The following is a 19,643-nucleotide window of genomic DNA, read 5'->3' on the forward strand; positions in this document are numbered from 1 at the left end:
AACTTGATGATTGCCAGAATACCGGACTCATTCTTCGGAGTCCGGTGCATGGGGCGTAGCGAGTGGCTACAGGCTGAGGAAGAAGATGGCCGACAGCGGCACGATGCTGAACATCAGCAGCCTGGCCAGACGCCCGCAGCCGACCCAGTAGAGCGCCGCCGGCACGATGATGGGCAGCACGTAACGGAAGTCATTGCTGCAGGCGAACGGTACCTGGATGCGCAGGGCAGCCACGCTGGCGATCCAGAGTAGCGATAACAGCAACCACGGGCGATAGCGGTACAGGCCACTGCGCGTACGCGAACCCGCGCCACTGAACAGGCGCCTGATGGCCAGAATGAACAGGCCCAGCACGGCGATACCGAACAGGATGGCGAGTACGCGGTGCAGTGTCCCCGGGAAGGGAAATTCGCCACTGATGGACGAACGCAACAGGTAGTTCCAGAAATTGCCGCGACCGCTGGCATCGTCACCGACATTGATCCACGGCACGGTGAGGAAGGTCGGAATATCGAGCGGCAGGAAACTCTTGACGTCGACCGGTACTGCAAGGCCGCTGTTGAGACCACTGACGTTGGCGATCAGCCAGTTGGTGATCTGGCCTTGCAGGTAGTAGTAGATGCGCACCGCGAAGCTCAATGCGAGCCCGCAGCCAGCAACGCCGGAGAAGATGACGAGGTCGAGCAGGGCCCGTTTGCTCTTCCGGGCCTTGCGACGCCACAGCGCCGACACCAGCGTCGACAACACCAGCAAGCCCCCGGCGCCCAGCAGGACCGTGGCATTGCTCTTGCACAACAAGGACAACGCGACGACAGCGGAGAACGCCCACAGGTCAGCACGTTGCCGCGCTTGCCACCAGCGCAGCATGAACCAGGCGGCTACGGCGGCCGTGGCATACAGCGCGCCATCATTGCCGATGCGCAGGGCGTGGATGATGCCCGAGGGCCAGAAGGCCACCGCGAACGTGGTCAGGATGAGCGCGCCATGACGCTGGCGCAGCATCATGCGCAGGGTACCCGCCGAGGCCGTCAGGAAAACCAGCCACAAGGCGAGCGACAAGGCCTGCACGCTCTCCGCGGCAGGGAGCGACAGCCACTGTGCCCAGCGCCACACGACGGCACCGAGCATGTAATAGATGGGTGGGTGATAGAAGGTCCAGCCTTCCATCGGATTGGGCAATGCCAGCCGCGTAGCGACATAGACGATGTAATCGAAATGGCCGTCACCATTGCCGACATCGTGGGTGCGCACATTCCAGGGGGTTGCCGCCCAGTAGCAGCACAGGGCAACAAGGGCCAGACACAGGATGGCGGTCTGCGTGCCGCGCAGGCGGAACATTTGGCACAAGCCGAGCAGGAGCGGCAGAAAGCCCAGCCCGATCAGTGTCCAGCGCGCCGTGCCGAGCACGGGGCGCATGTCCAGCCCGCCATCACCGCCGCCATTGTCGACATTGAAGACGACCTCATTGCGGCCGCTGACGAAGTACGCGCCAAGATCAATCTCGAAGCCGTTGGTGTAGTCCTGCAGACCACCGGGGCGCACGCCGTCGAGGGCAACGGCCTTGCCGTTGACGCTGATGTCGCGCAGATTGTCGTCAGGTGTGATGCGCCAGACTTGTGGCGTCAGCCAGTTCGAGTTGAGGCTGACAGCCAGGCGGTTGCCCGCGCCGACCGTGGGGAATTTCCACGGCAAGGAGACGGCGCCACTCGACCCGTTGGTGACCTGGCCGTGCGCCGTGAGCTGTGGCCACACGAGCCACAGCGCGGCACTGACGGCGAGCCAGCTGATCAGCGCGCACACCAGGAAACGGCAGGCGCGATGCGACAGCAGCTTGCACAGCGCGGAACCAGCAGAAGAAGGCTTCACGCGCTCAGCTCTTCTTGGTCTCGTGATACTCCTGCTCGGTATTGATCGACCAGAGCGTCGAGCGCGGCACGCCCGGATCTATCATGCAGCGCACCGATTCGATCGCGGTGAGCATCGAGTGATCCTGGTTGTTGTAGCGATGCTGACCGTTGCGGCCGATACAGAACAGGTTGTCGACGGAATCCAGATACGCTTTCACGGTATCGAACTCGTCGTAGGTGCCGAAGTAGGCCGGGTAGGCTTTCTCGATGCGGATGCGGCAGGTGTCGAGGATGTCGGCGCGGTCGACGATGTCGATCTTCACCAGTTCCTTGACGGCGAACTCGATGAAGTCCGCATCGCTCATCTTCCAGATGTCGTCCTTCTCGTCGCACATGTACTCGAGGCCGACCCAGGTGGTGTTCACCGGGTCTTTCACCATGTAGGGCGACCAGTTGTTGAAGATCTGCAGGCGACACAGCTTCACGTCACGCTCCTGGATGTAGATCCAGGTGTCGGGCACGATGTTGCCGACGGTCTTGATGTTCGTCGTGTTGCGGATCTTCAGTTTATTGGCCAGCACACCGACGGTCATGAAGTCGCGATACGGCAGATCGCGAGCGATGCGTTTGACATCTTCGGGTACGGTGTCGCCTTGCGCGGCGGCGACGAAATCCTTGATCGGCATCGTCGAGAAACAGTAATCGCATTCGATGCGCGTCTGCACGCCATCGCACTCGGCCGTCACGGCAGCGACGCGGCCGTTCTCGATATGGATGCCGATCACCTTGTGGCGCATGCGGATATCGCCACCCATCTTGCGCACATCATCGGCAACGAATTCCCACAGCTGGCCTGGGCCGAGCTTGGGATAGAAGAACTGCTCGATCAGCGAGGTCTCGGTTTTCTTCTGGCGCAGGTCCGTGTCCTTCTTGCCCGGCAGCATCTTCTTCAGTGCGGAGAAGACGGCCTTGGAGAGCGACAGACCCTTGATGCGTTGCGCGCCCCAGGCTGCCGAGATACGACGTGGGTGTGCGCCCCACACTTTCTCCGTGTAGTCCTCGAAGAACATGCGATACAGCGGCACGCCGAAACGATTGACGAGGAAGTCTTCGAGCGAAGACTCGTCCTTGCGCTTGAACATCTGCGACGCCACGTAACCCAGACCCGCCCAGGCCGTGCGGAAGATGCCGAGATTGGTCACGGTCTCCAGCTTCATGGAGATCGGATAGTCGAAGAACTTGCGCAGGTAGAAGATGCGCGAGATGCGTTCGCGGATCAGCATCACGCGATCCACCTTCTGCGGGTCCGGGCCGCCAGCCGCCCACGGTTTCTTGCTGCCGAGGATGATGTCGTCGCTCGATGGCGAGCCTTGCAGCGGCATGCGCGCGGCCCACCAGTCCATCACCGTGTCGCTCTTCGAGAAGAAGCGATGCCCGCCGATGTCTATGCGATTGCCATTGTGCTCGATGGTGCAGGATATGCCGCCGATGCGATCCGTGGCCTCCAGTACGATGGGCTGGATGCCTGTCTTCTGCGACAGGATTTCGAAGGCAGCGGTCAGGCCTGCGGGGCCGGCGCCGATGATCAGGGCAGTTTTGCTCATGGGAGGCTTCTGGAAGAGGTCGGGAGTGGCGGGAACATCGGCGGAGAAATCAACGGAAGAACACGAACAGGCGGCGTAGCGAAAAATTCCATACGAGTACGGCCGCCGCGAGCAGGACCTTGCTCGGCCGTTCAGGCCAATGCAGCAGTTCGACGCAGATCCACATGCCCAGCCAGGTCAAGGCCAGCCCGCCCAGTCCGACCAGCGTGAATACGGCAATATCGCGCAACGTACGGGCCTGCGTGCCGCGCCATACCCACAGCACGCACAGCATGTAGTTGGTGATGAGTCCGGCGCAGAAGCCGAGCGTGACGGCGATGAGGTAATGCATCCCGCCGCTGATGCACAGCGAGAACAGGCCAAAGTCGACAACGAAAGCCGCGCCGCCGACCACCACGTATTTGATGAAGGCGGTGGCAATGGCGAGCAGACGTGCGCGCGAATCGACGGGCGACAAAGCGGACGCTGGCGCGTGCGATGTCGCCGCCGTTGAAAGTGGGAGTGACCCGGGTTCCATGCAACTGTCTCCTGTATCCGCCGTATACGTGTCGCGATCTGCGTCGCTTACGTCTTGATCAGTGGTTTGATCTTGAGCAGGCCAGACGCCGGGTCGGGTTCGGGCCATGCTTCGGCCGGGAACTATACTTTATATGAAGTTTTTGCCCGCCCGCACTGCGGCAAAAGTCGCGGGCGGGGCTCATGGCCGGCTACGGTGGTTGCCAGGGTTCGGGTTCAACTCACGCAGGATGGCGCGGCTGGTCTCACGCTGGGCCGGCGTCTGGCCGAGGAAGGCGTTGGCGCGGAATTCGCTGTCGTTCCAGTAGATGCGCAATAGTTGATTGATGCGTTCTATGAAGACGCGGCCCCATTCGTCCGCAGGTGCCGTGATGTATACAGGGATGAAATGCGGCAGCCCCTCGATGGGCAGGGAGACGATTTCATTCTCGGGCCCGGACAAGGCGTTGGAATAGACCTGCAACTCGCTGCCGTAGACGATGGTGTAGTCGATGCGCCTGAGCGACATCATCTTGATCAGGCCTTCGGTCAGATCCTGGCCGGAGGGGCGCACCATGATGTTCGGCCGGTCCTTGTATGCAGCCATGACTGCGTCGATGTTGCGCCCGTAAGAGCGGCCAAAGGCGATGCCCAGGATCAGCGGGCTGCCCTCAATCAGGGCACTGAGGCGAACCTCGCCCGCCGCATTGAGATAGGGGCGCAGTCGGTCGAGATTCCGCTGCGCCAGTACGAGCGTGGGTGGCAAAGCGCCAAGGAAGGGCAGCGAGAAGTGCATGTAGGTCTCGCGCTCGGCATTTTTCTGCATGCCGGCACAGACGATGTGCTCGCGATTCCGCATCTGCTCGCTGACGCGGCGGATATTCGAGAACTGCGATTGGTGCTGATACTCGGGCATGTGCCGCATCAGGAACTGCGCCTGCGTGTCGACCGAGCCCTTGCCCGCATCCGGCCCGTCGACGATGTACATCGGCGGCAGGTCGAACTGGCACCAGGTGGCCAGATTGCCCGGCTTCGGTTCGGCCGCTTGCAGCCCACTGCCCGCGACGCAAAGCGCAAGCAGCAGGTGGCGGAGGGAGCAGCTTGTACCGGATATGCGCATGCCTGCCATTCAGTGTCGGGTCCACGCCATTGCGGACCTGTGTCGCGGCGATCGCCATGACCATTCTTCAATATCGGTCATTGCGGCATCGGCTTTATCTGCGTGCGTGACACATTGCGCGCCGGGATGTTTGCAGTGTGTGGAAAGTACCGGCGCGGCAAAAGAAAAGGCCACCGGTTCGCACCGATGGCCTTTGTCAGTCAGCTTGAAGCCGAAGATCAATCCCTGGTTTTCTTCTTGCCCTTGACCGGCTTTTCTTCTTCCACGGCGGGGGCTGCTGCGACCAGACCGTTCAGGTAGCGCTCGAGATTGGTGTAGCCACTCTTGTCCTTGGCCGGCTTGGCGCCATCGCCAGCATCCTTGGCATTGAGGCCGTGCGCCTGTTCCCAGGCGTCGGGAATGCCGTCGCCGTCGCTGTCGAGCGGAGCCGTGCCATTCGGTACGGCAGGCCAGCTCCCCACTTCTTCCTGCGAGTCGACCAGCTTGCCGCCGTTCTCGGCGATCTGGGTGATGATGCGTTCGTCCACCGCGTCGCGCCATGGGTAGTTCGCGCCGACATTGTCGAGCACGCGCACCATCAGCTCACTGGCAGGCCAGGTCGTGATTTTCGGGGCGTCGAATGGTGCGCTCACGAGCTTGAACTTGCCGGGCTCTTTCGACAGCTCTTTCGGGGGCGCGCCCCAGGCAATCATTTTTGCATTGTCGGCTGTCCAGCCGGCATTGCCCGGCACGACATTGCCCTTCACATAGATCTGGGTGTTGTCGCCGCCCTTGTCCGTCATGACGATCGGCTCGATCTTGGTGCTGAACTTGCCGGGACGCACGAGGTTATCCACGTAGTTGATGCGGATGTTGCCGTCGTTCGTGCCGGACGCGTAGTCGCCCCATGAGCTGACGATGTTGTTGCGGAAATCGAAGACGGCGGGGTCGCCGTTCTTGCCGTAATTGTCGCCAAAGCGCGGGTTGCGGCCGCGGTGATAGGCCCACACATTGTGATGCAGCGAAACGCCACCGGTTGCGCGCAACAGGCTGCCGTACCCGTGCGCGCCCTTGAGGTGCACGCTCTTGTTCAGGCTTTCGGCAATCAGGCTCCACTGGATCGTGATGTTCTTGATATCGCCTGAAGGCGACAAAGCCTCATCGGTAGACCAGCTGGCCGAGACGTGGTCGAGGATGACATTGCGAGCGCCGTCGCGAATGCTGATGGCGTCGTCCTCCACCTTGCTGACATTGCCCAGGCGTGAGCGGATGTAGCGCACGATCACTTCTTGCGCATCGATGTGCAAGGTGTAGTCACGCAAGGTGATGCCGCCGCCTGGCGCGGTTTGCCCGGCGATCGTGATGTTCGGGTTCTTGATGATCAGGGGCGACTTGAGCTGGATCGTACCGCTCGTGCCGAATATCACCGTGCGGGGGCCTTCGGCCTCTACGGCAGCGCGGAGGCTGCCCTCGCCCGAGTCATTCAGATTGGTGACCTTGATCACCTTGCCGCCGCGCCCGCCGATGGTCTCCGCGCCGAACCCTTCGGCACCAGGGAAGGACGGAATGGCGTGCGCCAGGGGTGATAGCAGCGCGAGTGCTGTCAGTGCGACAAGGGGTTTGAGACGGGTGCTGACCATAGACATGTAACCACTCTCCTTTTTTGTATTGCCTGGACTACCAACGATGGGCGAGGCAGGACGTGTCCTTGCAGAAGACGTTGCGCAACGCTGGCGCATACGCCCTGATGGGCTCAGGGCCTTGCAAGCATAAAGGCTGCTTTCCGCCATGGCTTGACGCAATGCATCATCGCGCCACGGCGGGCGACAGCTTGCTGCAGGGTGGAGAGTGGAGTCGGGCCGAGATCAGGTCTGGGCGCGGCTCTTCTTGAAGGCTTCGCCCTCAAGGACGTCGACATGGAAGCGCGGCCGGTCCTTGGTCTCGCTGTAGATCTTCGCCACGTATTCGCCGATCACACCCAGGCTCAGGAGCTGCACACCGCCGAGGAAATACATCGGGATAACGGTGGACGCCCAACCGGGGAGCGCCTCTTCGGTGAACAACCGCAGGAGCAAGCCCCACGCCGTCATGCCGAGCGCGGCCAGCGAGACGAGTGTGCCGATGCTGGTGATCAGGCGTAGTGGATAGGTCGAGAAAGAAGTGACGCCCTGCCAGGCGAAGGACAGCATCTTCTTCAGCGGGTACTTCGATTCACCGGCGAAGCGTTCGGCGCGATCGTATTCGACGACGGAGTTCGCATAACCGAGCAGGCGCACCATGCCGCGCAGGAAGAGATTGCTCTCGCGATATTCCGACAGCGAATCGAGCGCGCGGCGGCTCATCAGGCGGTAGTCGGCATGGTTGAAGACGATGTCGACTTTCATCGCGGCCATGAGTTTGTAGTAGCCCTCGGCCGTGAAGCGCTTGAAGAAGGTGTCGGTATCGCGACGCTTGCGCACGCCGTAGACGATGTCATCGCCGTTGCGGAAGTTGCGGATCATCTGCGGAATGACTTCGAGGTCGTCCTGCAGGTCGGCGTCGACGCTGATGAGGGCGTCGCCGGGCGCAGTCATGAGACCGCAGAACAGCGCATTCTGGTGGCCCCGGTTGCGCGACAGCTTGATGCCGCAGATCTCCTTGTGCGCGGCTGAGAGCTCCTTGATGAGCGCCCAGGTCTTGTCACGGCTGCCATCATCAACGTAGAAAACAGCGCTGTCCGGCGTGATCAGGCTTTCGCTCTTCATCCGCTCGAGCAGCACGATGAGGCGAGAGGTGGTCTCGCGCAGGACCTCTTCCTCGTTGTAACAGGGAATGACCAAGCCGATGGTGGGCGGCGTCGTTGACATCGTTATTGCCTCTTGCGAAAGGTCCAGACAGCGTTGACGGTGTAGTTCCAGATGAAGACCACGCCGGTCGCACATAGTTGTGCCAGCCAGATTGGCACATTCAGCAGCAGAAGACCGTGCAGAACGCCACTGTTGATGAGCAGACCCGCACACAGCGTCACGAGAAAGCGCGGAATGTTCTGCTGATGCCCACCCCCGCCACCCTGGAAGGTGAAGCGAGCATTGGCCCAGTAATTGAACGCGGCGCTGATCAGGAAGCCCGCGTTGGATGCCGGTACCGCCGACATGCCCACGCCTGCAACCAGCGCCCACATGATGAGGTACTGCAGGCCGGTTGCGCCGCCGCCGACCAGCAGGAAGCGCAGGAAGCTATTGAGATTGATATTGCTCATGGCACTTTCTTGTAGTTATCGTCCGGCGCCCCTCCCTTGGGCGCCGGTGCCGCGAGGCTTGTCTCAGCTGGCCGTCGTCGCCTTCTTGGCCTTGCTGGCAGCAGGCTTCTTTGCGGCTACGGTCTTTGTTGCCGTTGCTTTTTTTGCCGCCGGTTTCTTGGCTGCCGGTTTGGCCGCGGCTTTCTCCGGCGCAGCGTCTTCGGTCTCTTCCGTCGCGCCTGCCTTGGCCTTGGTGCTGGTAGCCGGTTTTGCCTTGGCGCCTGCCGCCTTGGCCTTTGGCTCGCGCTTCTCGAACTCGAAGCTCACCTTGCCGTCGGCGCCACGCACGAGGAATGCCGAGAATTTGCGGCGCGTACGTGCCGAGATGAAGCCGGTCAACAGATCGGTTCTACCGCCCGACAGCAGCTTCTCCATTTGCTCGCGTTCGATCGGCTGCTGCAGGATCACCTTGCCGGAACGGAAGTCACAGCTCTTGCCCGCGCCAAGCGATTTCTCGCACACGAAAGCCATGCCATGTTCATACACGCCGGACTGGCATTTGGGGCAAGGGCCGAGCGAGGTCTGACCAGAAAAATCTGGCGGCTCGCCGCTTTCATCCTCGCGCGGCTGACCGAAGTCGAACTCTGGCAGCTTGTCGTCGTTCAGCTTGATCTCGGCGTTGAAGGCGCGCCCCATCTTGTTGCGGAAACCCGTCAGCGGACCGACCTTCCCGGTCGACAGCAGGGTTTCGATTTCGCTGATTTCGAACTGACGGCTGGCGACGATTTTCCACAGCGAATAATCACAGTTCTGGCACTGGAACTTCTTGTAGTTCTCCTTGATGACGCCGCCGCACTTCGGGCAAGGCGTCTGCAGCGTGGCGAAGTCGCCAGGCACGGTGTCGGACTCGAATTTCTTGGCGCGCTCGACGATCTCGCGCGTCATCTGCTCGATGTGACCCATGAAGTCGGCGCGCGTGAGCAGGCCCTTTTCCATCTGCGCCAGCTTGTATTCCCATTCACCGGTCAATTCCGGCGAGGACAGCTCCGTGACGCCAAGACCGCGCAGCAGCGTGATCAGCGAGAAGGCCTTGGCCGTTGGAATCAACTCACGACCTTCGCGCAGCATATAGGTTTCTGCGATCAGGTTTTCGATGATCTGCGCACGTGTGGCTGGCGTGCCGAGGCCGCGCCCGGCCATGGCCGCGCGCAGCTCTTCGTCGTCAACCAGCTTGCCTGCGCCTTCCATGGCGGACAGCAGGGTTGCTTCGTTGTAGCGTGCTGGCGGCTTGGTCACATTGGCCTTGACCAGCACCTCATCCGTCTTGACCGTTTCACCCGGCTTGACCGGCACGAGCGAACCGGTTGCGCCTTCTTCACCGTCACCGGCGCCTTCCTTGCCATACACAGCCAGCCAGCCTGGATTGACCAGCACCTTGCCCTCGGTCTTGAAGGCCTCGCCCTCGACGCGCGTGATACGCGTCGTGATCTGGTATTCGGCGGCAGGGTAGAACACCGACAGGAAACGCTTGGTGACCAGGTCGTAGATCTTCTGCTCGGCTTCCGACAGGTTCTTCGGTTCGGTGCCGGTCGGGATGATGGCGAAGTGGTCCGAGATCTTGGCGTTGTTGAAGATGCGCTTGTTCGGGTGCACCCAACCGTTCTTGATGATCTCGGTGGCGAAATTCTTGTACTCGCTTGGCAGTGCGCCGAGGATGGCAGGTACGGTCGCCACATAGTCTTCCGGCAGCGCGCGTGCGTCGGTACGCGGATAGGTCAGCACCTTATGCTTTTCGTAGAGGGCCTGAGCGATCTGCAAGGTCGTACGCGCCGAGAAACCGAAGCGACCGTTACCTTCGCGTTGCAGCGAAGTCAGGTCGAAGAGCAGTGGCGAAAGCTGGTTGGACGGCTTGGACTCTTCTTCCACCGAGCCCGGTTTGCCATCGCACTTGGCGCGGATCGCCTCGGCGCGCTTGACGTCCCACAGGCGTACGGCGGTCGCATGTTCGTCGTCTTCGGGTTTCTTGAATTTCTCGTCGAACCAGCGGCCGATATAGCCGCCCGCGGCGGCACCGAAATGCCCTTCGACTTCCCAGTAATCGCGCGACTTGAAAGCACGGATGCGCTCTTCGCGCTCGACGACGATGGCCAGCGTGGGCGTCTGTACGCGGCCCACAGTGGTCAGGTGAAAGCCGCCGGTCTTGGAGTTGAAGGCCGTCATGGCGCGCGTGCCATTGATACCGATCAGCCAGTCACTCTCGGCGCGACAGGTGGCGGCCTCACGCAGGCCGGACATGTCACTGGATGTGCGTAGCGCCTGGAAGCCATCGCGGATGGACTGTGCCGTCATGCTCTGCAGCCACAGGCGACGCTGCGGTTTGGCAGTGCCGGAGTGGTTGGCAATATAAGTAAAGATCAGCTCACCTTCACGGCCCGCGTCACATGCGTTGATCAGGCCAATGACGTCCTTGCGCTTGATCAGGCGGGTCAGCAGGCGCAGGCGTTCAGCCGTCTTCTCGACAGGGTTGAGCTTGAAGTGCGGCGGAATGACAGGCAGATGGGCAAAAGACCACTTGCCGCGCTTGACTTCGAATTCTTCGGGAATCGCCAGCTCCAGCAAGTGACCGATTGCGGATGACAGAACGTATTCCTCGCTCTCGAAGTAGTCACCGTCGCGGGTAAAGCCGCCGAGCGCCCGCGCAATGTCCTGCGCAACGGAAGGCTTTTCGGCAATGATCAGCTGTTTGCTCATGCTGTCGGATAGATCCAGAAGGTATGCAGATATGGTGCGAGAGCAGATTTCCCGGGTGGCCATGGCAGGCTGTACAACCCCGAGAAAGCCTCTCCAGAATTGAGTTCGCCGGGCGAGCCCGGCGAACAATGCGTGTAGATGATAGGCGGCGCTGGAAGAATCGCGCAAGTCGGCAGCCCACAAAGGCTGCCCGGGCAACGCAACATGCCGCCTTGGCCGTACTTAATGAACAGGCAGCACTTCCGTCCACTCGCCGTCTTCTTCGTCGGTTTCTTCGGTCAGAAGTTCGTCGAGAATCAGCGTGTCCATGCTGGCTTGTTGCTGCCACAGCACCATCAGCACGATGACCTTGAACTTGGACAGCGAGACTTCCGGCTCGGGCAGTGCCATGGCGCGCTCGATGATCATTTCGCGCTGGCGTGCGTCGAGCGTGCGATTCGCCTCGAGGAAAGCCAGGAAGCCGCGGCAGTCGATATCGACGCGGGCCTGTTCTTCTTCGGTAAAGATGCGGATCGAGCGGCTGTCAGCGTCAAAGCTGGCCGTGGGCTCGCTGACGATGCAGCGCAGGCCGGAAAGCCATTCGATGGCCTCGGAGATTTCGCCCTCTTCGAATCCGGCGGCGGAGAGCTTGCGGGCAAGCTGTTCCGGTTCGGCGGGACAAGCCTCGGCGTAGCCGTAGGTTTCAAATAGAAAGACAAGTATGTCGATCATATGCGCGTTCCCTCGGCATGCACCTTCTTACTGGTCAGAACGGTGCTTATTGGATTCTTTGCAGCCTTCCACCCGGCAGGCGTTCTACATGCCCTTCGAGTTCCAGTACTGTCAGCATGGCGAAGAGTGAATCGGCCGTCAAGCCAGCGCGTTCCGAGAGTGTGTCGGGGTCGACAGGGTCGAAGCCGATCAGGGAGAGCAGTCGTGAGGTCTCGTCCGGCAGTTCCTGCGTTGTTGCAGGTCCTGCCAGGCGCGGTGCGCTGCTGTCCCAGCGCAATTCTTCAAGCACGTCCTGAGCACTTTCAACGAGTTTGGCACCTTGCTTGATGAGTTGATGACAGCCTTTGGCGAGCGGCGAGTGGATCGAGCCGGGAATGGCGAACACGTCGCGTCCCTGTTCCAGCGCCATGCGCGCCGTGATCAGGGAGCCACTTCCGACAGCCGCCTCGACGACCAGTACGCCACGCGACAGGCCGGAAATCAGCCGGTTACGGCGCGGAAAATTGTAAGCAGCGGCCGGCGTGCCAAGCGCGAATTCGCTGATGACAACACCGCTTTCTGCGATTTGCCGCGCCAGATCGGCGTTGCTGGCGGGATAAATGCGATCAGCGCCAGTGCCGATCACGGCAACCGTACTGCCTGAGCCACCGAGCGCGCCGCGATGAGCGGCAGCGTCGATGCCAAGTGCCAGGCCGCTGATGACGGTCAGCCCAGCTTGTGACAGCGCCCGCGCAAATGCCTCGGCATTGCCATTGCCTTGTGCTGTGGCGTTGCGTGAGCCGACGAGTGCGATTGCGGGACGATTGAGTAGCGCGATGTTGCCCTTGGCGTATATCAGGCAGGGCGGATCGGCGGTCTGTAGCAGGCTTTGCGGGAAAGCCTGGTCGGCAAGCGTCAGGATGTGGTTGCCGGGCTCGGCGATCCAGGCTTGGGCGCGAGCAATGAAGACTTCTGCATCATGCGCCAGCAACTGGTCGGCCAGCTTGTTGCCGATGATCTCGGCCAGCGCAGAGCGTTTTGCGGCGAAGACTTGCTCAGGCAGCCCGAACGCTGCCAGTAGCTGGCGCTGGCGTTCCGGGCCTATCCCCGGAACGCTGGTCAGACGCAACCAGGAGTGGAGTTCCTGCTTGCTCACTTACCGGTAGTGACTCAGGGTGCGACAGCCGAATCGCCGACTTGCACGGGCAAGGAGCTGTCGAGGACGATGGCGTAGGAGACGCGATTGAAAACGCGGAACACCATGGCCAGCCCGAACCGCTCGCTGGGCAACGGAATATATTGGGCTTTCTCGTCACCGGTACGACCGCGGTAGGTCGCATTGCCGCGATAGCGATCAAGCCCGATGACCTGACCCGGCTCGATGTACTTGTCGCGTCCGGCGTTGATGGTGATGATGCCGAAGCGGCCGGTTTGCTCAAGGCCTCCATAGATGCTGGCGACCGCCGCATCCAGGTTGGCGGGTGCTGGGCGGGGCACGGGTGCAAACGCGGTTTCCTTGCCCGTAGGCAACAACAGATCGCTGGCTTGCACTTCGTGCTTGACCTTGGTGACCTGGAGGGCTGCAGCGGTTGAGCCATTCTCAGGCGTGGTCACACGGGCATTGCCTACCAGCACGGACTCGTAACCAAGCACCTCACCGTTGATCGGATCCTTGATCGGCGTGCCCGGGCGATAGATCGACCAGGCGTCCTGGCCTGGCGCCAGATGACGCGCGAAAACGGTGGAATTGGCGCCAATGACGACGCGGTCTTCCTGCAGGGCGATGACGGTGCCCGAATTCGCCAGATCAGCTGCGTCCGTCACCAGGGGCTCAATCAGCAGAGCCTGGATGTATTGCAGCGGCACTGCGGACAGTGCGTTGGCCGGCGTGGAATAGACTTGTGGCGAGAGCTTCTCGTAAGGGCTGGCCTGGCTGCCAGGAGCCGTCAACGACAGCGTGGGGCCATTCGGGCCGTTGCGATCGAGGTAGACGACCTGTCCGGGGTAGATCCAGTGCGGGTTCTTGATCTGTTCGGTGTTGAGCTTCCAGATCTCGGGCCAGCGCCAGGGCGATTTGAGGAACTTGCCGGAAATCCCCCACAGGGTGTCGCCCTTGACGACGGTGTAGCTATCCGGCGCGTTGTCGGCCAACTCCAGCTTGTCTTTGCTGGCGGTAGCGCTTTGGGCTTGCGCCAAGGCAGAGCCCGTTACGCCAGTCGTCAAGGCCGCAAGCGCCAGGAAAAGCGCAGAAGAGAAGCGTTTCATAGCCAACCCCGTTTGGTGATGGGTGCACACATTCGATGTGCTTGGTTAGACAAGCCGCGGGTGCCGTACAAGGCCTGCACCGCGAGGCGCAAACTATTTGCGCCCTTTCTTGCCAAAGTGACTTGAGATAACGGCTGCATGCCCGAAAAATATATAATCTTCAGCAATGTGCATGCTCAAGTATTGCATTAGATTCTGCACGTAGCAGCCTCATCCTTCAAGGTTTTCGGGATTTTTCAGACAAATGGCCCTGCTGAACATACTTCATTACCCGGACCCGAGACTCCACAAGAAAGCCGTTCCGGTCAAGGTTGTGGACGATCGTATCCGACGATTGGTCGCCGACATGGCTGAGACCATGTACGCCGCGCCGGGCATCGGTCTGGCCGCGAATCAGGTCGATGTGCAGGAACGCGTGGTGGTTATCGACGCGTCCGAAGACAAGTCCGGCCTGCGCGCTTACATCAATCCGGAGATCATCGAGCGTGACGGCGAGCAGATCTGCGAGGAAGGCTGCCTGTCCGTGCCCGGCGTGTACGAGAAGGTGGCGCGCTCGGCCTGGGTGCGCGTGCGTGCGCTCGACGAGAAAGGCCAGCCCTTCGAGTTCGAGGCGGAAGGATTGATGGCCGTGTGCATCCAGCACGAGATCGATCACCTGGATGGCAAGGTATTCGTCGAGCACCTCTCACTCCTCAAGCAGAACCGCATCAAGGTCAAGCTTCAGAAGCGCTCGCGCATCACCGCCTGACGCGGTAAAGCGTTCGCCACGAGGAGACAAGTGGCAGGGCGCGTAAGACTGCTCCCTGCGCTTCATCCCTTACTTTTTCTTTCGTATCCCGATGCGTATAGCTTTCGCCGGAACTCCGGAATTTGCGGCCTCCGCTCTGCAGGCTTTGTTGGCTGCGGGTTTTGACGTACCGCTCGTCCTGACGCAGCCGGACCGCCCGGCGGGCCGCGGCATGAGCCTGCACGCCAGTGCGGTCAAACAGGTTGCGCTGGGCGCCGGTATTGCCGTCGATCAGCCAGAAAAGCTGCGCACGCCCGAGCAGCAGCAAAGCTTGCGCGACTGCGCGCCGGAGGTGTTGGTGGTGGCTGCGTACGGACTCATCCTGCCGCAAGCGGTGCTGGATATTCCGCGCCTGGGCTGCCTGAACATTCACGCCTCCCTTCTGCCGCGCTGGCGCGGTGCGGCGCCGATCCATCGCGCGATCGAAGCCGGAGATGCCGAGACCGGCATCACCATCATGCAGATGGATGCCGGGCTGGATACAGGCGCCATGTTGAGCATGCGGTCCCTGCCCATCCTGGCCAGCGACACCACGGCCAGCCTGCATGACAAGCTGGCCGCACTCGGTGGCGAAATGATCGTCGCGGCGTTGCGGGCGCTGGAGAAAGGCGAGTTGGCTGCGGTGCCGCAGCCCGCCGAGGGCGTGACCTACGCCAGCAAGATCGCCAAGAGCGAAAGTGCGCTGGATTTCAGCCAGTCAGCCATCGTGCTGGCGCGGCGCCTGCGGGCTTTCGATCCTTTTCCGGCGGGTGCAGCAAGCGTCAACGGCGTGACCATCAAATTGTGGGCGGCTGAAGTGGTAGATGAAGCGCGGGATCGCACCGGCCAAGCGGGCGAGGTGCTCGAAGTCAGCGATGCCGGCGTGGTGGTGGCTTGCGGTGAAGGCGCCTTGCGTCTGACCGAACTGCAGAAGCCGGGCGGCAAGCGCTTGCCGGTGCGCGAATTCCTGCGCGGGTTTCCGATCGAGGCAGGCACAAGCTTCAGCAAGGCTGCGTAGGGCGGAACACCTTTGGCGGTTCCGCCGGGCTTGGGCCTGTATTTACCTTGAGCAAAGCTGCCTCTCGGTGGCTGGCGGAACCTCCTTCGGAGCTCCGCCCTAGCCGGCCGTTAGTTGAGCAGTCGCGTCGGTTCTGCGGGCGCGCCGCAGCATTTCTTGAATTTCTTGCCGCTGCCGCAAGGGCAGATGTCATTTCGGCCGGGCTGGGCATCGGCGCGATGCGGCACGCGTGGCGCAGTCATGACACGCAACCAGCGACGCCAGAACGCGTAAAGATACTGCAGGCCCGCCGCCGTGACGCTGATCAGCTCGTCGCGCTCCGCAGTTGTCAGTGGATGGCCGGGTGATTTTTCGCCGGTGTCGAAGGCGCCGATGATGCTGATCAGGGTGACGCATTCCTCGTCTTCTTCCAGCGCATCCCAGTGGGCATCCTTGAGCCAGTTAAGGCCGGCGCGGAAACCGCGCGCCCAGCCTTCGGCCAGTGGATGGCCGCTGGTCGCGGGATCGTCCAGCAAGGGGAAGTACATGGCATCTGGCCCTTCCTTGGCCGTGACGCCTGACCAGTCTTCGCGGAAGCCCTGGGCCAGATTGTTCCAGTGACGCATCAAGAGCTGCAGGCAACGGCGGCCGGCGGCTTCACTCGACCACTCTGGCGCTTCTTCACCGAGTACGACAGGCAGCCACTCGCTGGGCGGCACGACTTCGGGGCCGGTGACGAGGGCGCAGATCAGGCCATCGAGCTCCTCCAGCGAATGCGATTCCGGGTGCTGCGACAGCAAGGCGTCGAGCTCGTCGAGTTCGTCGTCATGCAGCGCGCCGTGCGCGAGATGGGGCGTCATGGCAGTTGTGCTCTTTCTTCAATCACCGGCTTGCGCCGGATGTACAGGGTCTTGACGACGCTGGCGACGACATTGCCGCGCTTGTCCGTGATGTCGACCGTGTATTGCGGTTCGTACTTCTCGCCGCCAGCGGTCTGGCGGTGGATATCTGCAAGTATCGCATCGTCGATGCGGAATTGCGCGCGCACGGTGCCGCGTGCCGGCAGCTTGAAGTCGATATGCGAGGCGCTGTCCCACACGACGTAGTCCTTGCCGATATTGCGCAGGATCAGCAGCGCAAAGAACGGATCCGTCATGGCGAACAGCGAGCCACCGAAGTGGGTGCCGAAGATGTTCGTGTTGACCAGGCGCTGGTGCATGCGCACGCGCGCTTCGCGGAAATCGGTGCCGAGGTGTTCGACGTGGATGCCGGCGCCGATGAAGGGCGGCCAGAGATTGATGAACAGACGCGTTGCCCAGGCGGGGGGCGTTGCGTTGCGCAGAAAGCCTTGGCGGAATTTGGGATTGTTGCTCATGCGGAGGGAAAAAGCGGCGCTGCGGGACTGGCCGTGCACTCGGGAGACGCACGCACTTTACCCGAGCGGCACCGTGCCGCATGGCGCGAGATTCGCCCAATTGCCTGAAATTGTTAATTTCTGGCAATTCTTGACGATAAGCAAGAAATCACCTTACCGAGATTCCAGAGAGGGAATCAGCATGAAACTCAAAACATCCCTGATGCTCGTCGCGGCCGTCGTGGCGGCGACCGTCTTTACGCTGGCACTCGGCACCTGGGTTGGCATGCGCACGCTGGGCGATCTGCAGGACAAGGGCTTCGACGCCGCCGAACTCGGCTCACAGGCGCGCGACATGTCGAATGCGGGCGCTCGCCTCTACCAGGTTATCGCTGATGCGGTGATCAATCAGAACCTGGATGACTCTGCGGCCCTATGGGCCAAGACCAAGAAAGCGACTTTCGACCAGCTGGAGGGTATGGAGCGCAATCTCGACAGTGCCGAGCGCAAGTCCCTGGTACAGGGCGCACGTGCAGACGTCGAGACGCTGGCCAGCCTGTTCGAAGGCAAGACCATGCCCATGCTGCACGCCAAGCCCGTGAACATGGATGCAGTGCGCGAGATCGACGGCCAGATGGATGCCGTGGTCAGCGGTGTGCGTGACAAGCTCGACAAACTCGCGGTCCTGTTGAGTCAGGATGCCATCGCCCACGATCAACATTTTACCAGCGTCTACATGACCATGCTGAGCGTACTCGGCGTCGCCGGTGCGGTGGCGCTCGCGGTCGTAGGCGTCCTGCAGTGGCGCAACTACCGCCAGATATTCGGCCGGCTCGGTGGCGAGCCGGACTATGCCGCGCAGGTAACGAACGAGATCGCCGCCGGCAACCTGGCCAATGAGATCATCGTAGATCCCGCCTATCCCGGCAGCCTGCTGCACGCCATGCAGAGCATGCGCGCCAGCCTGCGCGAGATCGTCACGCAGTTGCAGAACAGTGCGGGCGTGGTCAACAACTCGGCGCGCCAGCTCTCCGATGCATCCACACAGGTGTCTGCCGGCACCAGCGCGCAAAGTAGTGCTGCCTCCAACATGGCCGCGGCGGTGGAACAGCTGACGGTGTCCATCAACCACGTCTCCGACAACACCAAGGAAGTCATGCGCGAAGCCGAGCAGGCAGGTGCCCGCTCGGTGGAAGGCGAACAGATCGCGCGACAGGCCGTCACCGAGATGGAGCGCGTGGCCACGGCGGTTGGCGCTTCGGCAGGACAGATGCATGAACTCGGCGACGAGTCACGCAACATCGCCAACGTAGTCAACGTCATTCGTGAAGTGGCCGAGCAGACCAACCTGCTCGCGCTGAATGCTGCCATCGAAGCGGCACGTGCCGGCGAGCAGGGCCGTGGCTTTGCGGTGGTGGCGGACGAGGTGCGCAAGCTGGCCGAGCGTACCGGCAATTCCACCAGCGAAATTGCCACCATGGTGGAGCGCATCCTCGGCGGCACCGAATCTGCCGTGCAGGGGGTGCAGGCCGGCAGCGAGCAGGTTGCGCGCGGAGTCTCGCTGGTGACCCAAGCGGGCGACGAGATGAGCAGGATCCGCGCAGGCGCAAGCCAGCTCTTGGGCAGCGTCAACGAGATTGCCGTGGCACTCAACGAACAGAGCGCGGCCAGCAACCTCATTGCGCGCGATATCGAACGCGTCGCGCAGATGGCCGAAGAGAGCAATAACGCAGCGGCGGCTGTGGCCGATGCAGTGGGTGATCTGCGCGATCAGGCCACCGAGGTCACGCGCATTGCCGGGCGCTTCCGCCTCTGATCACGCGCTGCACGCACCCCGCCGTTCTTGACCTGCCGCAAATAACGGGAATTCGCTGCGTGACATGATGGCCTCTGGCAACAGAGGTGACGCATCATGGGCAAGCGTATGCAATCCCGCGCGGAGGAGTTCGCAAACAGTGCCAGCCATGTGCTGGGCCTGCTCGCCGCGCTGAGCGGCACCCCTTTTCTCATCGCCGCGATGGCGGGCGAGGGCTCGATAGCCAATGTGGCGGGCGTGAGCGTCTTCGCTGCATCGATGGTGCTGTTGTATCTCTCGTCGGCCTTGTATCACGGCGCGGCGCAGGGGCCGCGCAAGAGCTTCTTCCACAAGCTCGATCACGCAGCGATCTACGTGCTCATCGCCGGCACTTACACCCCCTTCACTCTGGGTGTGCTTGGTGGTGTCTGGGGCTGGACCCTGTTCGGCCTGATCTGGGCCATGGCGAGCATCGGGCTGCTACTCAAGGCCTTTGGTGGCCTGTCGAACCGTTTTGCGTCGATCGGTCTGTATCTGTTGATGGGCTGGCTCATCGTCGTAGCCGCCGTACCGCTGATCGAGAAAGTGCCGATGGCAGGCTTGCTATGGCTCGTTGCTGGCGGTCTGGCCTACACCGGCGGCGTCATCTTCTACGCGCTCAGCTCGCGACTGCGTTTCGGCCATTTCATCTGGCATCTGTTCGTCATGGCCGGCACGACCTGCCACTTCTTTGCGGTGCTCTGGTATTCGGCTTGAGGCTGTC

17 protein-coding genes are annotated in these 19,643 nt (G+C 61.8%); 4 read left to right on the plus strand and 13 right to left on the minus strand.

All coding sequences use genetic code 11. The features are described from left to right. Positions 1-66: 66 nt before the first annotated feature. The 11 genes from VVD49_RS05200 to VVD49_RS05250 form a co-directional block, all read right to left on the minus strand. Entirely contained in the window at positions 67-1,866 is a 1,800-nt protein-coding gene (locus VVD49_RS05200) for a hypothetical protein (RefSeq protein WP_327598073.1), read from the minus strand. Positions 1,867-1,870: 4 nt separating this feature from the next. Then, positions 1,871-3,451 (minus strand): NAD(P)/FAD-dependent oxidoreductase, encoded by a 1,581-nt coding sequence (locus VVD49_RS05205; RefSeq protein ID WP_327598074.1) that lies wholly within the window; start codon positions 3,449-3,451, stop codon positions 1,871-1,873. Positions 3,452-3,500: 49 nt separating this feature from the next. Next, positions 3,501-3,968 (minus strand): GtrA family protein, encoded by a 468-nt coding sequence (locus VVD49_RS05210; RefSeq protein WP_327598075.1) that lies wholly within the window; start codon positions 3,966-3,968, stop codon positions 3,501-3,503. A 180-nt stretch (positions 3,969-4,148) separates the two neighbouring features. Continuing rightward, a complete protein-coding gene (locus VVD49_RS05215; RefSeq protein WP_327598076.1) occupies positions 4,149-5,066 on the minus strand; it encodes a TIGR02285 family protein in 918 nt (305 codons plus the stop codon). Positions 5,067-5,284: 218 nt separating this feature from the next. Then, the gene (locus tag VVD49_RS05220; RefSeq protein ID WP_327598077.1) at positions 5,285-6,691 is read right to left on the minus strand and encodes a pectate lyase family protein; all 1,407 of its coding nucleotides are present in this window, start codon (positions 6,689-6,691) and stop codon (positions 5,285-5,287) included. Positions 6,692-6,910: 219 nt separating this feature from the next. After that, the gene (locus VVD49_RS05225; protein WP_327598078.1) at positions 6,911-7,891 is read right to left on the minus strand and encodes a glycosyltransferase family 2 protein; all 981 of its coding nucleotides are present in this window, start codon (positions 7,889-7,891) and stop codon (positions 6,911-6,913) included. A 2-nt stretch (positions 7,892-7,893) separates the two neighbouring features. After that, complete coding sequence (locus VVD49_RS05230; protein WP_327598079.1) at positions 7,894-8,283, minus strand: GtrA family protein; 390 nt, start codon at positions 8,281-8,283, stop codon at positions 7,894-7,896. Between the two features lie 63 nt (positions 8,284-8,346). After that, positions 8,347-11,013, minus strand: a complete 2,667-nt coding sequence (locus VVD49_RS05235; protein WP_327598080.1) for a DNA topoisomerase III — start codon at positions 11,011-11,013, stop codon at positions 8,347-8,349. A gap of 222 nt (positions 11,014-11,235) precedes the next feature. Further along, positions 11,236-11,724 (minus strand): Smg family protein, encoded by a 489-nt coding sequence (locus VVD49_RS05240; RefSeq protein WP_327598081.1) that lies wholly within the window; start codon positions 11,722-11,724, stop codon positions 11,236-11,238. Between the two features lie 46 nt (positions 11,725-11,770). Next, positions 11,771-12,859 carry a DNA-processing protein DprA gene (dprA, locus tag VVD49_RS05245; RefSeq protein ID WP_327598082.1) on the minus strand — a complete coding sequence of 363 codons (1,089 nt, stop codon included), beginning with the start codon at positions 12,857-12,859 and terminating at the stop codon, positions 11,771-11,773. Positions 12,860-12,873: 14 nt separating this feature from the next. Then, the gene (locus VVD49_RS05250) at positions 12,874-13,968 is read right to left on the minus strand and encodes a LysM peptidoglycan-binding domain-containing protein (protein WP_327598083.1); all 1,095 of its coding nucleotides are present in this window, start codon (positions 13,966-13,968) and stop codon (positions 12,874-12,876) included. 244 nt (positions 13,969-14,212) lie between these two features. Here VVD49_RS05250 and def point away from each other — a divergent pair, with 244 nt between their 5' ends. After that, a complete protein-coding gene (def, locus tag VVD49_RS05255) occupies positions 14,213-14,716 on the plus strand; it encodes a peptide deformylase (protein WP_327598084.1) in 504 nt (167 codons plus the stop codon). Positions 14,717-14,807: 91 nt separating this feature from the next. After that, a complete protein-coding gene (gene fmt / locus VVD49_RS05260) occupies positions 14,808-15,752 on the plus strand; it encodes a methionyl-tRNA formyltransferase (protein WP_327598085.1) in 945 nt (314 codons plus the stop codon). 110 nt (positions 15,753-15,862) lie between these two features. Here fmt and VVD49_RS05265 read toward each other — a convergent pair whose 3' ends face one another. Together VVD49_RS05265 and VVD49_RS05270 are read right to left on the minus strand one after the other, a co-directional pair. Beyond that, entirely contained in the window at positions 15,863-16,591 is a 729-nt protein-coding gene (locus tag VVD49_RS05265; protein ID WP_327598086.1) for a UPF0149 family protein, read from the minus strand. Beyond that, positions 16,588-17,106 carry a DUF4442 domain-containing protein gene (locus VVD49_RS05270; RefSeq protein ID WP_327598087.1) on the minus strand — a complete coding sequence of 173 codons (519 nt, stop codon included), beginning with the start codon at positions 17,104-17,106 and terminating at the stop codon, positions 16,588-16,590. The genes VVD49_RS05265 and VVD49_RS05270 overlap by 4 nt, the downstream gene beginning before the upstream one ends. Before the next feature lie 181 nt (positions 17,107-17,287). Here VVD49_RS05270 and VVD49_RS05275 point away from each other — a divergent pair, with 181 nt between their 5' ends. Then, a complete protein-coding gene (locus tag VVD49_RS05275) occupies positions 17,288-18,901 on the plus strand; it encodes a methyl-accepting chemotaxis protein (RefSeq protein ID WP_327598088.1) in 1,614 nt (537 codons plus the stop codon). Between the two features lie 96 nt (positions 18,902-18,997). Continuing rightward, complete coding sequence (trhA, locus tag VVD49_RS05280) at positions 18,998-19,636, plus strand: PAQR family membrane homeostasis protein TrhA (protein ID WP_327598089.1); 639 nt, start codon at positions 18,998-19,000, stop codon at positions 19,634-19,636. The last annotated feature ends 7 nt before the right edge of the window (positions 19,637-19,643 follow it).

It is taken from the genome of Uliginosibacterium silvisoli, from assembly GCF_036017035.1.
Taxonomy (GTDB): domain Bacteria; phylum Pseudomonadota; class Gammaproteobacteria; order Burkholderiales; family Rhodocyclaceae; genus Viridibacterium; species Viridibacterium silvisoli.

What these genes read in the sequence shown, in the direction of transcription:
- VVD49_RS05205 (WP_327598074.1), bottom strand. Translation starts at nt 3,451, where the DNA reads ATGAGCAAAACTGCCCTGATCATCGGCGCCGGCCCCGCAGGCCTGACC.
- VVD49_RS05210 (WP_327598075.1), bottom strand. Translation starts at nt 3,968, where the DNA reads ATGGAACCCGGGTCACTCCCACTTTCAACGGCGGCGACATCGCACGCG.
- VVD49_RS05215 (WP_327598076.1), bottom strand. Translation starts at nt 5,066, where the DNA reads ATGCGCATATCCGGTACAAGCTGCTCCCTCCGCCACCTGCTGCTTGCG.
- VVD49_RS05220 (WP_327598077.1), bottom strand. Translation starts at nt 6,691, where the DNA reads ATGTCTATGGTCAGCACCCGTCTCAAACCCCTTGTCGCACTGACAGCA.
- VVD49_RS05225 (WP_327598078.1), bottom strand. Translation starts at nt 7,891, where the DNA reads ATGTCAACGACGCCGCCCACCATCGGCTTGGTCATTCCCTGTTACAAC.
- VVD49_RS05230 (WP_327598079.1), bottom strand. Translation starts at nt 8,283, where the DNA reads ATGAGCAATATCAATCTCAATAGCTTCCTGCGCTTCCTGCTGGTCGGC.
- VVD49_RS05235 (WP_327598080.1), bottom strand. Translation starts at nt 11,013, where the DNA reads ATGAGCAAACAGCTGATCATTGCCGAAAAGCCTTCCGTTGCGCAGGAC.
- VVD49_RS05240 (WP_327598081.1), bottom strand. Translation starts at nt 11,724, where the DNA reads ATGATCGACATACTTGTCTTTCTATTTGAAACCTACGGCTACGCCGAG.
- VVD49_RS05250 (WP_327598083.1), bottom strand. Translation starts at nt 13,968, where the DNA reads ATGAAACGCTTCTCTTCTGCGCTTTTCCTGGCGCTTGCGGCCTTGACG.
- def (WP_327598084.1), top strand. Translation starts at nt 14,213, where the DNA reads ATGGCCCTGCTGAACATACTTCATTACCCGGACCCGAGACTCCACAAG.
- fmt (WP_327598085.1), top strand. Translation starts at nt 14,808, where the DNA reads ATGCGTATAGCTTTCGCCGGAACTCCGGAATTTGCGGCCTCCGCTCTG.
- VVD49_RS05265 (WP_327598086.1), bottom strand. Translation starts at nt 16,591, where the DNA reads ATGACGCCCCATCTCGCGCACGGCGCGCTGCATGACGACGAACTCGAC.
- VVD49_RS05270 (WP_327598087.1), bottom strand. Translation starts at nt 17,106, where the DNA reads ATGAGCAACAATCCCAAATTCCGCCAAGGCTTTCTGCGCAACGCAACG.
- VVD49_RS05275 (WP_327598088.1), top strand. Translation starts at nt 17,288, where the DNA reads ATGAAACTCAAAACATCCCTGATGCTCGTCGCGGCCGTCGTGGCGGCG.
- trhA (WP_327598089.1), top strand. Translation starts at nt 18,998, where the DNA reads ATGGGCAAGCGTATGCAATCCCGCGCGGAGGAGTTCGCAAACAGTGCC.